Annotated in this window: 4 protein-coding genes; 2 read left to right on the forward strand and 2 right to left on the reverse strand. The window is 72.6% G+C overall.

The features are described from left to right. Positions 1–9: 9 nt before the first annotated feature. On the forward strand, positions 10–639 hold the full coding sequence (locus tag A6A29_RS19790) for a winged helix-turn-helix domain-containing protein (RefSeq protein ID WP_073721516.1): 630 nt from the start codon (positions 10–12) through the stop codon (positions 637–639). Between the two features lie 483 nt (positions 640–1,122). Here the strand turns inward: A6A29_RS19790 and A6A29_RS19795 are convergent, their stop codons facing one another. Then, entirely contained in the window at positions 1,123–2,106 is a 984-nt protein-coding gene (locus A6A29_RS19795; protein ID WP_198953110.1) for a class I SAM-dependent methyltransferase, read from the reverse strand. Positions 2,107–2,382: 276 nt separating this feature from the next. Beyond that, a complete protein-coding gene (locus A6A29_RS19800) occupies positions 2,383–11,625 on the reverse strand; it encodes a non-ribosomal peptide synthetase (RefSeq protein ID WP_158074419.1) in 9,243 nt (3,080 codons plus the stop codon). 229 nt (positions 11,626–11,854) lie between these two features. Here A6A29_RS19800 and A6A29_RS45295 point away from each other — a divergent pair. Beyond that, the coding region (locus tag A6A29_RS45295) for a non-ribosomal peptide synthetase (RefSeq protein ID WP_158074420.1) at positions 11,855–16,005 on the forward strand (4,151 nt) is incomplete at its 3' end.

Raw genomic sequence — 16,005 nt, forward strand, 5'->3', positions numbered from 1 at the left:
GATGGGTCAATGGCTGACGATGCCGACGCGGTGGCGGTCGTCCGGGAGGTGGACGACGTGGAGACGCTGAAGGCCCTGTCCGACCCGCTGAGGTTGGCGATCCTTCGCACGATGATGAGCGATGTGCGTGCGTCGCACAGGGTGAAGGACATCGCCGGGCTTCTGGACCAGCCGACCACCCGGCTCTACCGGCACATCAAGGTGCTTGAGGCGGCCGGCCTGATCAAGGTGGCGCAGACCCGGATGGTCTCGGGCATCCAGGAGAGCCAGTACCGGGTGGCGCAGTTCGCCCTGCGGCTGAGCCATGAGCTGCTGGCCGCGCCGGGCAACGCGGGCGAACTGGCCGACGCGTTCGCCGCGACGCTGAACGACTTCCGCGACCGGCTCGTACGGGACATCATCAGCGGTCGCTTCCAACCGGAGCCCGAGGCCGCGGAGAAGCCGGATCCGCTCGGCCCGATGGTCGTGGCGCTGGACCGTCGGCTGACGCCGGAACGGGCCACCGAGTTCCGGTCCCGGCTGTCCGCGCTGATGGAAGAGTTCAACCGCCCCGACGACGAGGCGAACGCCGTCGTACCGGTCGAGTTCCTGCTGATGTTCTGGGCGCCGAAGGAGCCCACCGGAGAGCCGCCCGCGTAGCCACCCTGCCCTCACGGGCGGCGGGCGGCGGGCGGTTCCCGATCGGTCCGGGCACATCTCCGCGACCCGGAAGTCCGAGTCCGGGGCCTGCTGTCGGCCCGGCCGGGGATCGCGCGCCGACCGGTCGGCCGGCCCGCGCCCGACCGCGATCGGGGCGCGGATCGGCAGGCGAACTCCCTGTGCGCGCCGTCGATCTGCCGGGTCCGCCCACCCATCCGTAGCCGGTACGCCGGACCCGGCGCCCCGGACCCGGCGTACCGGTCACCGCGCCGGACGACGCTTCGAACGTCTCGGCGCGGTGCCCGTCACGAAGGAGGAACGTTCACCCGGGGCGGCCGGCGCCAACCGCGGCCGGTCGTGCCCCCGTACAGGCGCCTGCGGCTCGGGCGCCGCCAGTTCCTCCCGGACGCGTGGATGCGCCCTCCGGTCCGCGAGGTCCGGCTGCCGGGCCGCCGCGCATGACCGTCAGCCGTCCACGACGGCTCACTTGGCCGCGATGAAGAGCCGGCCGGCGGGGAACCGGTGCGGCACGCACCGGGCTTGGTCGAAACCGGCCTGCCGGAAGCGGGCCAGCCAATCCTCCTCCGGAGGCAGCTCCACGTTCATGAAACCGGCGTGCAGGTAGGTGAACAGCGCGCTGAACCTGCGTTCGCGTTCCGCCGACGCGTAGGGCACCGCGTCGGTGATCGCCATGATGCCGCCGGGCCGCAGCGCCTCCCGGCACCTGCGCAGCACCTGGTCGAAGACGTCGCCCTCCTGCACGATGTCATGGAAGACGAAACCGGCGTGGATGACGTCGGCACCGGCCACCGGCGCGGGGTCCTCCGCGATGGACTGGATCGGCCGCTCCACCACCTCAAGACGGTCGCCGACGCCCGCTGCCGTTGCCGCGCGGGCCGCCTCCTGGCACGCGCCGGCACTCATGTCCAGGGCCACCCCGGTGCTGCCCGGCAGCCGGCCGAGCAGGTCGATCAGCAGGCCGGCGGCACCGGCGCCGAGGTCGACGATCCGCTGCGGCCGCGCGGCGAGGATCGCCCCGGTGGCGGCCGGGTAGAAGCCCTGACTTCCGATCCACCGGGAACTGACCGCGACCTCGCGTCCGTTCCGCTGGTACTGCGCGGCGGCACCGACCGGGTCGCGCAGGAACTCGGCGGGATGCTCGACGTATGGCTGGTTGGCCCGCAACGACCAGGTGAGGTAGCCGGACTGGTAGATCCGGTCGGCGAAGTCGTCCGAGATCCGGTACTCCTTGCCACCGGTCGGCACCAGCAGGGCGGCGGCGACCAGTGCGGACAGGAAACCTCCCATGCCCTCTTCCGGCACGTCCGCGGCCGCGGCCAGCTGTGCCGCGGTGACGGGCTCGCCGCGTTCCAGCAGTGGGACGATGCCCAGCCGGTCGGCCATTTCCAGCAGGGCTGCGACGGCGGCGAGATCGGCTGCGGTCTCAGAGGGACTGATGCTTGACATCGCGCTCTCCCACTCCATTTCGACGATCATCTCGGGTTCTGCGGTGCCGGACCGGTACGGTGCTCGGCCGGCGGGCGCGGCACGGTCGGCGCCGCGCCGGTCTTCGGTCCCGCTGTCACGGGGCCCCTGCCGGCGGGCGGCAGGGGAGAGCGAGTGCGGCGGTGCGCGCGAACCGGTCGGGTTCGTCGAGGTCCGCGCCGCCCGGCACATCAGCGGGATGGTTGCCGTGCCGACCGTTTTGGTGGGCACGGACACGTGGGGTGGTCGCCCGTGGCCTCATCGGGAATCCCCTTCTTCGGCGGCGGGGCCGGTGCGCCGGCGAAGTTTTGGCCGGGTGCGGTTCGCGGACCGGCCGAGGTGAGCGGCGAGTGCGGCGACCGTCGGGGATTCGAAGAGCGCGGCCACGCTGAGGCTCGCGCCGAACCGGGTGCGCACCCGGTTGAGCAGGCGGGTGGCCAGCAGGGAGTGGCCGCCGAGGTCGAAGAAGTTGTCGTTCACACCGACCTTCGGTGCCTTGAGGATCTCGGCGAACATCGCGCACAGAGCGGCTTCCCGCTCGTCCCGGGGGGCCACGTAGGCCGTGTCGGACGCGCTCGGGCCGGGTGCCGGCAGCGCCTTCCGGTCGACCTTGCCGTTGCCGGTCAGCGGTAGCCGGTCCAGCGTGACGAACACGCTCGGCACCATGTAGTCCGGGAGCGTCCGGGCGGCGTGCTCCCGCACGGCGGCCACGTCCACATCCGGCGGTACGAGATAGCCGATCAGCCGTTCGCCGTCCCCGGTGACCGTCGCGTGGGCCACGTCCGGGTGGCCGGTCAGGGCCGCTTCGACCTCGGCCGGTTCGATCCGGAATCCACGGACCTTCAACTGCGCGTCGGCGCGGCCGTCGAATTCGAGCACCCCGTCGGGCCGGTACCGGGCGAGGTCGCCGGTGCGGTACATACGTCCACCGGCCGGGCCGTACGGGTCGGCCACGAACCGTGCGGCGGTCACGTCCGGCTGATGCGCGTACCCCCGGGCCAAGCCGGTCCCGGTCACGTACACCTCACCGGGTACCCCGGGGGGCACCGGCCGCAGACGCTCGTCGAGGAGATACAACCAGGTGTTGTCCATCGCCCGGCCGATCGGCACCGTACGGGACGGCGCGGTGGCGATCGGGTACCAGGACGAGATGATGGTCGTCTCCGTGGTGCCCCAGGCGGCCGCGACCGAGGTGTGCGGCGCGTCGGCCATCAGGTCGGCGACCGCCGCGGGCGACACCACGTCACCGGCCACCCATACGAGGTCCAGCGCGGACAGTGCGCCTCTGGCCTCGGCCACCATCAGGTTGAACAGCGCGGAGGTGAAGACCGCGGTGGTGGCCCTCCCGTCGACGATGGTGCGGGCCAGTACGTCGGTGTCCAGGTCGCCCTCCGGCGCGATCACCACCCGGCCGCCGGTCAGCAGGGGCAGCCAGATCTCGAACGTGGACGGGTCGAACGACGTCGGCGAGTGCATCAGCGCGTCGGCCGGGCGCAGTCGTTCCCAGGCACGGTCGGTGACGAACTCGGCGACGCTGCGGTGCGAGACGCTGACCGCCTTGGGCGTACCGGTCGAGCCACTGGTGAACATCGTGTACGCCGTGCGGTCCGCGTGGGCGGTGAACGTGGGGCCGTGCTCCTCGGTACCGGGGGAGGGCGTGATGACCGTGACCCCGGTCAGCCCGGTGGGACGGTCGGTGACGAGCAGGCCGGCCCGCATGTGGTCGACCATCCGCTGCTGCCGGGCCAGCGGCGCGGACCCGGGCAGGGGCAGATAGCCGCCGCCCGCCTTGATGACGGCGAGGACCGTCACGAGGTAGTCGATACCGCGCGGCTGACGTATCGCCACCGGATCGTCGGGCGTGCAGCCCGCCGCCACCAGCACGTGCGCCAGATGGTTGGCGCGCCGGTCGAGGTCCCGGTAACTGATCGACGTGTCGCCCTCCACCGCGGCGATCGCGTCCGGGCCGGCGGCGGCCTTCCGGGTGAACAGGACGGCGAGGTCCTCGTCGACGACCGGCCGCGCGGTGTCGCGCCAGCCCGACAGCGCGGCCCGTCGTTCGGCGTCGGACAGCAGGTCGATCCGCCCGATCGGCGCGTCCGGATCCGCGACGGCGGCGCCCAGTACCCGCAGGAGCCGGTCCATCAGAGCGGCCACGGTGTCCCGGTCGAACAGATCGGTGCGGTAGCGCACCTCGCCGGTGATGCCCTCGGGCACCCGGCCGTCTCCGTGGTGCTCGACGAAACTCAGGTTGAGGTCGAAGTCCACCGGACCGACCCGGATCGCGTCGAGCGCGCCCTCGGCCGGCGCGGGCGACACGTCCACGCCGGACAGCGTGAAAGCGGAATCGGCGTTGTTCTGCAGCACCAGCATGGTTTGGAAGAGGGGGTGCCGGCTCAGTGTGCGGGCCGGGTTGAGCGCGTCGACGATCCGGTCGAACGGCAGCTCCTGATGGGCGTAGGCGGCCAGGTCCAGATCCCGCACACGGCCCAGCAGTTCGCGGAAGCTCGGATCCCCGGCGGTGTCGGTCCGCAGGACCAGGCTGTTGACGAAACAGCCGATCAGATGGTCGAGGCTGTCGTCGCTGCGCCCGGCGACCGCGGTGCCGATGGGAATGTCGGTGCCGGCGCCGAGCCGGGTGTAGAGCGTCGCGAGGGCGGCGTGCAGCACCATGAACAGGGTGGTGTGCGTGTGCCGGGCCAGGTCCAGCAGGCGGGCGTGCAGCGGACCGGGCAGGGTGACCGGCAGCAGTGCGCCGCGCAGGTCCGACGAGTCGGGGCGGGGCCGGTCGTAGGGCAGTGCCAGTTCCTGCGGGAGCCCGGCGAGTTGCCCGGTCCAGTACGCCGAAAGGTCTTCCCCGGCCGGTCCTTCGAGCAGGGCCCGCTGCCACAGCGTGTAGTCGGCGTACTGGACCGGCAGTGGGTGCCAGACCGGCGCGTCACCACGGACACGGGCGGCGTACGCCTGGGCGAGGTCCCGGGTCAGCGGGGCCACGGACCAGCCGTCGCCGGCGATGTGATGCATCAGCAGCAGCAGCGTGTGCCGGTCCGTGCCGGTGGTGAACAGGTGCAGCCGCAGCGGCAGGTCGGTGGTGAGGTCGAACCGGTGGCCGGCGGCGGCCGTCAGTTCCCGGTCCAGGTCGGCCGGGTCCACCGGGACCACCCGCAGTACCTCGTCCGGGTCGGCCTTTTCCAGGACCTGCTGGCTGGGCACCCCGTCGGCCTCCGGGAAGCGGGTGCGCAGCGTCTCGTGCCGCTCCAGCAGATCGCCCACCGCGGCGCTCAGCCCATCGAGGTCCAGCGCCCCGTCCAGGCGCAGCACCAGCGGCCAGCCCAGCCCGTTCCACCGGGACAGGAACCACAACCGCTCCTGGGCGTAGGACAGGGGCAACGGGGACGGCCGAGCGGCCGGCAGCAGGGCGCTGCGGGTCCGGCTCGCCCCGTGGCCGGAGACGAGCCGCGCGCCGAGTGCCGCCGCCGTCGGGGCTTCGAACAGGTCCGCGACGCCCAGCTCCGCTCCCAGGTGGGTGCGGATCCGGTTGACCAGGCGGGTGGCGAGGAGCGAATGGCCGCCGAGGTCGAAGAAGTTGTCGTGGGCGCCGACCCGGGACCTGCCGAGCAGTTCGCCCATGAGCTCGACGAGGATCTCCTCGGTGGGGGTGCGCGGCGCCGTGTACCCGGTGCCCGTCTCGAACTCGGGCTCCGGCAGGGCCCGCCGGTCGACCTTGCCGTTGCCGGTGAGCGGCAGCCGGTCGAGGACGACATAGGCACTGGGCACCATGTAGTCGGGCAGGGCCGCGGCGACCCGGTCCTGTACGTCGGCGACGTCCAGGCCGGCGCCATGGGGCACCAGATAGGCGACGAGTCTGCGGTCACCTGCGCGGTCCTCGTGGGCGGTGACGAACGCCTGACCGACCTCCGCCAGGGTGGTGAGCGAGCACTCGACTTCGGCGGGTTCGACCCGGAAACCGCGGATCTTCACCTGGGCGTCGGCCCGCCCGACGAAGTCCAGCGTGCCCTCACTTCGCCACCGGGCGATGTCACCGGTGCGGTACATCCGGCTGCCGGGCGGCCCCCACGGATCGGCGGTGAACCGTTCGGCGGTCGGGCCGGGCTGTCCGCCGTACCCGCGCGACACCCCTGAGCCGGCGATGTAGAGCTCACCCTGGACCCCGGTCGGTACCGGCTGGAGCTGCCCGTCGAGCACGTACAGCCGGGTGTTGTCCATCGGAGTGCCGATCGGCACCCGGCCGGGCACGGCCTGCGCGCCGGACATCGAGAACCGGGTGGAGCAGGTGGTGGTCTCGGTCGGACCGTACAAGGCCCTGACCGTCAGCCCGGGGTGGCGGTCCAGAATCCGTCCGACCGCCGCGGGCGGCACCACGTCGCCGCCGGTCAGGACCTCCCGGATGCCCGCGAAGCAGTCCGGGTTCTCCACGAGAGCCCCGAACAGGCCGGAGGTGAGCCAGATCCGGTCCACACCGTGCGTGGTCACCGCGCGGGCCAGGCCGGCGGCGTCGAGGATCTCCTCGGAAGCCACCACGACCGTGCCGCCGGTCAGCAGCGGTGTCCAGATCTCGTGCACCGACGCGTCGAATCCGGTGGCGGAGTGCATCAGCACCGTGCCCCCGGCCTGCCAGAGCCGGTCGCGGACGAACCCGGCCGTGTTCCTGTGCGTCAGGACGACGGCCTTGGGAACACCGGTCGAGCCGCTGGTGAACATCACGTAGGCGGCCTGGTCCGGGTGCGGGTCCGGGCGGGGCGGCTCGGACGACTCGCCGTCCCCGGGTACCAGCACGGTCAGGCCCGACGGCTCGTGGGGCCGGTCGGTGACGAGCACGGTGGCGCCGACCTGGTCGGTCATCTGCCGCAGCCGGTCCGCGGGAGCGGCAGACGGCAGCGGGAGGTACGCGGCGCCGGCCTTGAGCACCGCGAGCATGGACACGATGAGGTCGGCCGACCGCCGCTGGAGCAGTGCCACCGGCCGGTCCGGGGCCGCGCCGGCCGCGACCAGACGGTGCGCCAGATGGTTGGCACGCCGGTCCAGTTCGGCGTAGGTCAGGGTGACCGGCCCGGTGACCGCCACCGCGTCGGGGGTCGCCGCGGCGCGTGCGGCGAACAGCCGCGGCAGCGACGCGTCCGGCAGCGGCCGCTCGGTGGCGTTCCAGGACCGGAGAATGGTGTCGCGTTCGTCGCCGTCGAGCACGTCGAGCCGGCCCAGCCGCTGGTCGGGGTCGGCGGCGACGGCCCGGAGGACGCGGATGAACCGGTCGGCCAGCGACCGTACCGTGTCCGGGTCGAAGAGCCCGGTGCGGTAGACGATCTCGCCGACCATGCCGTCGGCGGTGCCGTCCCGCCGGTAGGTGTCGGTGAGGTTCACGAAGAGGTCGAGCTGCGCGGCCGACGGCGTCGACCGGACCACCTCGACATCCAGACCGGTCAGGTCGAAGCCGGCATCCGCGTTGTTCTGCAGGACCAGCATGGTCTGGAAGAGCGGGTGGCGGCCGAGTGCGCGAGCCGGGTTGAGTGCCTCGACGAGACGGTCGAAGGGCAGCTCCTGTTGGCTGAGGGCGGCCACGTCGTCGGTCCTGGTGCGTTCCAGGAGTTCGCGGAAGGTCGGGTCGCCCGCGGTGTCGGTGCGCAGCACCAGGTTGTTGACGAAGAAGCCGATCAGGTGGTCGAGCTTGTCGTCGCCGCGCCCGGCGACCACGGTGCCGATGGGGATGTCGGTACCCGCGCCGAGCCGGGTGTAGAGCGCGGCCAGGGCGGCGTGCAGCACCATGAAGAGAGTGGTCCGGCTCTGCTGTGCCAGGGCCAGCAGCCCGGCGTGGAGCGACGCGGGTATCCGCAACGGGAGCAGCGCGCCGTCGTGGTCGGCGCCGCTGGGGCGGGGCCGGTCGTAGGGCAGGGCCAGTTCCTCCGGGAGCTCCGTCAGGTAGTCGCGCCAGAACCCGGTCAGCTGCTCCTGGTACTCCGTGGTGAGCAGGTCGCGCTGCCACAGCGCGTAGTCGGCGTACTGCACCGGCAGCGGCTGCCAGGCCGGCGGGTCGCCGGCGACCCGCGCCGCGTACGCGGTGGCCAGGTCCTGTGCCAGTGGCTGCATCGACCATCCGTCGCCGGCGATGTGGTGCAGCACCAGCACCAGCACATGCCGGTCCGGCGCGGTGCGCAACAGCCGTACCCGCACCGGCACTTCCGCGGTGATGTCGAAACGCTGCCGGCAGGCGGCCCGCACGGCCCGGTCCAGGCCGGACTCGTCCACGTCCAGCACCCGGACCAGATCACTCGCCGCCACCCGGGGAAGGATCCGCTGGTACGGCTGCCCGTCCCGCTCCTCGAACAGGGTGCGCAGCGACTCGTGCCGCGCCATCAGGTCCTCGACCGCGGCGACCAGCGCGGCCCGGTCCACCGGGCCGGCCAGGCGCACCACCACGGGGAGGTTGTAGGTCCAGCCGAGCGGATCCATCCGGTTGACGAACCACAGGCGCTGCTGCGCCCAGGACAGCGGGACGCGTTCCGGACGCGGGGCCGCGACCAGGGCCGGCGCCTCCTGCCCCGTGGTCTCGGCGATGGCGGCCGCGAGACCCGCGACGGTGGGCGTGGCGAACAGCGCGTCGAGCCCGAGCCGGATGCCGAAGGCGCCCCGTATCCGGTTGAGCAGTCGGGTGGCGAGGAGCGAGTGGCCGCCGAGGTCGAAGAAGTTGTCGTCGATGGTGATCCGGGACCGGTCGAGCAGTTCGGCGGCGAGTTCGCAGAGCAGCTTCTCCCGCGCGTCACGGGGTGCTCGGCCGGACCCGTCGCCGCGGAAGTCGGGTTCGGGCAGCGCCTGTCGGTCCAGCTTGCCGCTCGCCGACAGGGGCAGCGCGTCGAGCACCATGAACGCGGAGGGCACCAGGTAGGAGGGGAGGCGCTCCTTGGCCCAGTCACGCAGGGCCGCGACGAGCAGCCCACGGCGGCGGGTGGCGATCGGGTCGTTGGTGAAGCCGGTGGAACCGGTGGAGCCGCGGTGCAGGTAGACACCGTCCAGCACCTGTGTGCCGTCGGCGGCCGGGAAGAGGACGTTGAGCAGGTCCGGGCCGTCCGCCGACCAGGTGACCACGGCGGTACGTCCGTGGGCCGCGGCGAGGGAGTGCCAGTACTCCGGGTCGATCTGGTCGCCCGGCCCCACGAGTGCGGCGCGTGCGGTCTCCACCGGCGCGTCCGCCCGGACCGCTCGTGCGGCGGCGGCCTCACCGGCGACCCGGGCGTTGCGCACCCCGGTCAGCCGCAGTGCGGTGCCGTCGGCCAGCCGCGCGGCGAGGTCCTCGGGGCCTCGGACATCGAGCCCCCAGCTCAGCACCGGGACCGCCGACAGGTTCTGCGCGTCGGTGCCGCCCTTGTGCAGCACCACGTCGTAGCGGTGTTTGGTCAGCTCGTTGTGGTCGGTGCCCGGCTTGAGCCGCACATCGACCGCGCCGGCGCCGACGGTGGTGAAGAAGCCCGGATCGATCAGGAGCTCCTTCTCCAGGGCCACCGCCTGTTCGATCTCGCGCCGCAGTACACCGGGTCCCGGATCGTGGTCGAGCTGCCCGAGCCGGATGCCGGTCCACATGCTGTCCACGAGCGGCAGGCACCGCACGTCACCGACGATCAGCCGGCCGCCCGGCCCGAGCAGGTCCAGCAGCTTGGCCAGCACGTCCCGCAAGTACCGCTCATGGGGGAAGTACTGCACGACCGAGTTGATGATGATCGTGTCGAAGTGGCCGGGCGGCAGGCCGGTGGTCACATCGGCGGCCTGCACGCGCAGGGTGACCTTCCCGGCCGTGTCCGCTTCGCCGGCGAGCCGGTCGCGCAGCCCCTCGATCGCGGACGCCGAGTAGTCGGTGCCCCAGTACTCGTCCACCTGGCCGACCAGTGGCGTCAGGATCAGACCGGATCCGACACCGACCTCCAGGACGCGCCGCGGCGCGAAGTCCCGTACGCGGGTGACGATCGCCTCGCGCCAGCGGGCCATCTGCTCGACGGGGATACCCTCACCGGTGTAGCTGGAGTTCCAGCCGGAGAAGTCGGCTCCGAAGCCCGCGCTGTCGGAGCCGTCGTAGAACGAGTCGTAGATCTGCTGCCACTCGTCGACGTGCCGTTCGGCGTTGCCGTCGTCGGTGTCCCGTGCCTGTGCGGCGACCAGGTAGGCGGCGAGCCGCTTCTCGCCGAGCTGGTCCTCGTGCACCAGGACCCGGGCCTGTTCCACCGCCGGGTGTCCGGTGAGGATCGCCTCGATCTCGCCCGGTTCGATCCGCAGGCCCCGGATCTTGATCTGGTCGTCGACACGGCCGCAATAGGCGAGTTGTCCGTCCGGCAGCTGCCGCACCAGGTCGCCGGTGCGGTACATCCGGGTGCCCGGCGCCCCGAACGGGTCGGCGACGTAGCGCTGTGCGGTGAGCCCGGCGCGGTCGACGTATCCGCGGGTCACGCCACCGCCTCCGCTGTACAGCTCGCCGATCTCGCCGGGCGGCGTCGGGCGCAGTCCGTCGTCCAGTACGTACAGTCGGCTGTCGCCGGCCGCGGAGCCGATCGGCGGTGCGTCCGGCCCGGGCGTGAGCGGGGCCGAGAGGGTGATCGCCATGGTGGTCTCGGTGGGGCCGTAGCCGTTGATCATCCTGCGGCCGCGGCTCCAGGTGTCCACCAGCCGCGCCCCGCACGCCTCACCCCCCACCATCAGCGCCCGCAGCTGCGGCAGTTCGGTCCGGGCCACGGTCGCCAGCACCGACGGCGGTACGAACGCGTGGGTGATCCGGTTGTCCGCGAGGAACGCGGCCAGCTCCTCGCCGACCAGCGCGTCGGGGGGCGAGACGACCAGGGTGCCGCCCGGCGCGAACGCCAGCAGTACCTCGATGATCATGGCGTCGAAGCTGGGCGAGGCGAGCTGTGACACCACGCAGCGGGGGCCCGCCGCCATCCGGTCCACCAGACCGGTGGCGAACGGCACGACCCCCCGGTGCGGTACCGCGACCCCCTTGGGCCTGCCCGTCGAACCGGATGTGTAGATGACGTACGCCAGTGACAGCGGATGGTCCACCGGGTCCGGGGCGGTCACCGGCGCCGTGGCAGCCTCGGCCAGGAGCTCCGGCAGCGACAACTGGGCGGTGCCCGGGGTGTCCGGCAGCCCTGGCAGCACCGCCTCGGTGGCCAGCAGGGCGCGGGGCGCGCTGTCGGCGCACATGAAGGCGATCCGCTCGGCCGGGTGATGGATGTCGACCGGCAGGAACGCGCCGCCGGCCTTTCCGACCGCGAGCATGGCGACGATCAGGTCGGCCGAGCGCGGCAGGGCCAGCGCCACCACGTCCTCGGCGCCGACCCCGCGACCACGCAGCACGTGGGCCAGTTGGTTGGCGCGGGTGTCCAGTTCGGCGTAGCGCAACTCGACCTGGCCGCAGCGCAGTGCCGGTGCGTCGCCGTGATCCGCCGCGTGCCGGGCCACCAGACCGTGCAGGGAAGCGGGCGAGTCGGAATCGGCTGACGGCAAGCGCTCCGGCGAAAACGGCATCGCGGCTCTCCATGATCGATGTGTGCCGGTGGTCCCATGCGGGCTGGCCCATGATGAGCGGACGGCAAGATGTGCGGCAACCCCTAGACGGGGCCGCCAGAACCCCTTTGGGCACGGCCTTTTCGGACTCGGTGACCTTGCTTCCGTGGGAACCGTCCTATCGTGTGCGGCCGACGACCGTCGATGCCTCGCAGGCGCAGGAGGATCCGTGTTCCCGTTGTCTTTCGCGCAGCAACGCCTGTGGTTTCTCAACCGCCTCGACACCGGAGCCTGGACCTACAACCTGCCGCTCGCGCTCCGGTTGGAGGGCCCGCTCGACACCGCGGCCCTGCGCTCCGCCCTGGGCGACCTGGTGGCCCGGCACGAGAGCCTGCGCACCGTCTTTCCCGAGATCGACGGCGAGCCGCGGCAGCGGGTCCGCGACACCGTGGACGTCGCCGAGTTCGTCACCGGCCTGGACGTCACGGCGGCCGAACTGCCCACGACCCTGGACCGGCTGGCCCGGCACGCGTTCGACCTGACGGAGGACCTGCCGCTGCGGGTATGGCTGCTGCGCACCGGCGCGCGGAGCCACACGCTGTACATGGTGCTCCACCACATCGTCGGCGACGGCTGGTCGATGGCGCTGCTCGGCCGCGACCTGGGCGCCGCCTACCGGGCCCGCCGGGCCGGTGCCGCACCCGACTGGGAGCCGCTGCCCGTCCAGTACGCCGACTACGCGCTGTGGCAGCGGGAACTCCTCGACGGCCAGGACGGTGCGGAACTCCTCGCCCACTGGACCGGGCGGCTGGCCGGCCTGCCCGACGAGCTGCCGCTGCCACTGGACCGGCCACGGCCGGACGTCTCCGGTGACGACGGCGGTGAGGTACGGCTGGAAGTGCCGGCGGCCCTGCACGCGCGACTGCTGCGGCTCGCGCGCGATGCCGACGCGTCGCTGTTCATGGTCGTGCACGCGGCCTTCGCGGCCCTGCTGACCCGGCTGGGAGCCGGTAGCGACATTCCGCTCGGCACGATGGACGCGGGCCGCGCCGACGAGGACCTGGAGGACCTGATCGGGTTCTTCGTGAACACGTTGGTGCTGCGTCTGGACACGGGCGGAGATCCGACGTTCCGGCAGCTGCTCGCGCGGGCCCGGGAGGCGGACATCGCCGCCCTCGCACATCCCGAGCTGCCGTTCGACCGGCTTGTCGAGGCGCTGAACCCGAGCCGGGCGCTCAACCGGCACCCGCTCTTCCAGGTCGCGTTGGTGATGCAGAACAACGCCGCCGCGCAGTACACGCTGGACGGCCTGACCGTGACGGAGCTGCGCAACCGGACCATCGCGGCGCACTTCGACCTGTCGGTCGGCTTCACCGACCGGTACGCCGCCGACGGCACCCCGCTCGAACTGTCCGCGCAGCTCGTCTACCGCACCGAACTCTTCGACCGGGCCACGGTCACGGCGCTCGCGCACCGCCTGGTGCGGCTGCTCGAAGCGGTGGTGGACGACCCGGACCGGGCCCTGGGCGACATCGACCTGCTGGACCCGCGCGAACGCGACACCGTGCTGTACGGGTGGAACGGCACGACCCGGCCGGCGCCGTCGGCCGGACTCGCCCCGGCATTCGCCCAGCAGGCCGCCCGGACCCCCGCCGCGCCCGCCGTCTCCGATACGGACGGCTCGCTGAGCTACGCCGAACTGGACCGGCGCAGCGACCTGCTGGCCGGCCGCCTGAGCCGGCTGGGGGTGGCGGCGGAGACGCGGGTCGCGATCCTTCAGCAGCGTTCCGCCGACCTGATCGTGTCGATGCTCGCGGTGCTCAAGGCCGGCGGCTGCTTCGTACCGCTGCCGCTGACCGCGCCGGACGGACGGCTGCGCGACATGCTGGACCAGGTCGGCGTGGAACTGCTGCTGGTCGACGACGCGCTGCGCGACCACGACGTGGTGACCGGCGCCGGGGTGGAGACCCTGACGGTCACCGGTTTCCGGGCCACCGCGGCCGACCACGCCGCCGTACCGGCCGGTGTCGCGCACCCCGAACAGGCCGCGTACATCATGTTCACATCGGGCTCGACCGGTGCCCCCAAAGGAGTCGTCACCACCCAGCGCGGAGTGCTCGCGTTCGCCCGCGACCAGTGCTGGCAGGACGAACGGCCCCGCCGCGCTCTGCTGCACTCACCGCACGCCTTCGACGCGTCGACCTGTGAGATCTGGGTGCCGCTGCTGTCCGGCGGGGAGGTCGTCGTGGCACCGGTCGGTGATGTCGACGGCGCCGTCGTGCGGGCCGCCGGCCTCACCGACGTGCTGCTGGTCTCCGGCCTCTTCCAGGTCATCGCCGAGGAGGACCCGGACTGCTTCGCCGGACTGCGCGAGGTGATGACCGGCGGCGACGTGATCAGCCCCGCCGCGGTCCGCGCGGTCCTGCGCCGCCACCCGGGCCTGCGGGTCCGCGCCACGTACGGCCCCACCGAACTGACCATGTGCTCGGTGCAGATGTCACTGCACGACCCGGACACGGTGCCGGGCAGCGTGCCGCTGGGACGGCCGATGGACGACACCGCCGTCCACCTGCTCGACGACCGGCTGCGGCCGGTACCGGTCGGGGTGGTCGGCGAGCTCTACGCGGCCGGCGCCGGTCTGGCGCGCGGATACGCCGGCCGTGCCGGACTGAGCGCCGAACGCTTCGTCGCCGACCCGTTCGGCGCGCCCGGCACCCGGATGTACCGCACCGGCGACCTCGCCCGGTGGCGCGCCGACGGCACCCTGGAGTTCGCCGGCCGGGCCGACACCCAGGTGAAGATCCGCGGCTTCCGGGTCGAACCCGGCGAGGTGGAGAGCGCGCTGGTCCGCCACCCGCACGTGGCGCAGGCCCATGTGCACGCCCGCGAGGACCGGCCGGGCGACAAGCGCCTCGTCGGATACCTGGTGCCCGCCGTACCGTTGCCGGACCTCGCCGGGATCCGCGCCGCGGCGGCCTCGGTGCTGCCGCCGTACATGGTGCCCTCCGCTCTCGTCCTGCTCGAACAGCTGCCGCTCACCCCGAACGGCAAGATCGACCGGGGGGCGCTGCCGGCCCCCGATCAGGCCGCCTCCGGAACGGACTACGTGGCACCCCGGGACGACCGGGAACGCGCCCTGTGCGCCCTGTTCGCCGAGGTGCTGCGGGTACCGCGGGTCGGCGTGCACGACGGCTTCTTCATGCTCGGCGGCCACTCGCTGCTCGCGATCCGGCTGATCAACCGGATCCGTACCACCTTCGGTGTGGACCTCGGTGTGGCGACCCTGTTCCAGGCGCCCTCCGTCGCCGAACTCGCCATCCGGCTCGTCGAACCGTCCGGCGGCCGACGCATCCCCGCCGTTTCGCGGGCGGCCGCGCTGCCACTGTCGTACCAGCAGGAAGGGCTGTGGTTCCTGCACCAGCTCGACCCCACCTCCCCGGTCTACAACGTGCCGCTCGCGCTGCGACTGCGAGGCCGCCTCGACGTGGACCGGCTCTCCCGTGTCCTGGGCCGACTGGTCGCCCGGCACGAGAGCCTGCGCACCCGGTTCGTCACGGTGGACGGCGCTGCGGTCCAGGTGACCGATCCCGCACCGCCGGCCTGGCCGCTCGCGGTGACCCCGGTCCACCCGGACGGTGTGCCGGAGGCGCTCGCCGAGGCCGCCACCCGCCCGTTCGACCTGGCCGCCGACCCACTGCTGCGCACGGAACTGCTGCGGCTCGGCCCGGTCGAGCACGTGCTGGTGCTGTGCACCCACCACATCATCGCCGACGGATGGTCGGCGGGCGTCCTGCTCGATGAACTGTCCACCCTGTACACCGATCCGGACGCCTCCCTCCCGGCATTGGACATCCAGCCGGCCGACCACGCCGTGTGGCAGCGCACCTGGCTCGCCGACGACGTGCTGGACAAACAGCTCGGCTACTGGCGCGAACAGCTCCACGCGCTGCCGCGGCTGGACTTCCCGACCGACCGCCCGCGCGGCACCGGTGCCGGGCACCCCGGGGCCACGGTGGAACTCCACCTGGGGGACGGCCTCGGCGCGGCGCTGCGCCGGCTGGCCGAGACCGAACGCGGATCGCTGCTGTCCGTGCTGATGGCCGGATTCCTGGTGGTGCTCTCCCGGCACACCCGGCAGGACGACATCGGCATCGGTTCGGTGTTCTACGGCCGCAACCGCCCCGAACTCGAACCGCTGGTCGGCTACTTCGCCAACACTGTCGTGCTGCGCGCCGACGTCGGCGGCAATCCGACCTTCCGGGAGCTGGTGCGCCGCTGCGAACTGGCTGTGCAGGGCGCCACCGCACATCAGGACCTCCCGTTCAGCACCTTGGTCGAACAGCTGCGGCCGGTCCGTGAACCGGGCCGTAACCCGCTCTT

Source organism: Streptomyces sp. TSRI0281, assembly GCF_001905125.1.
Taxonomy (GTDB): Bacteria; Actinomycetota; Actinomycetes; order Streptomycetales; family Streptomycetaceae; genus Streptomyces.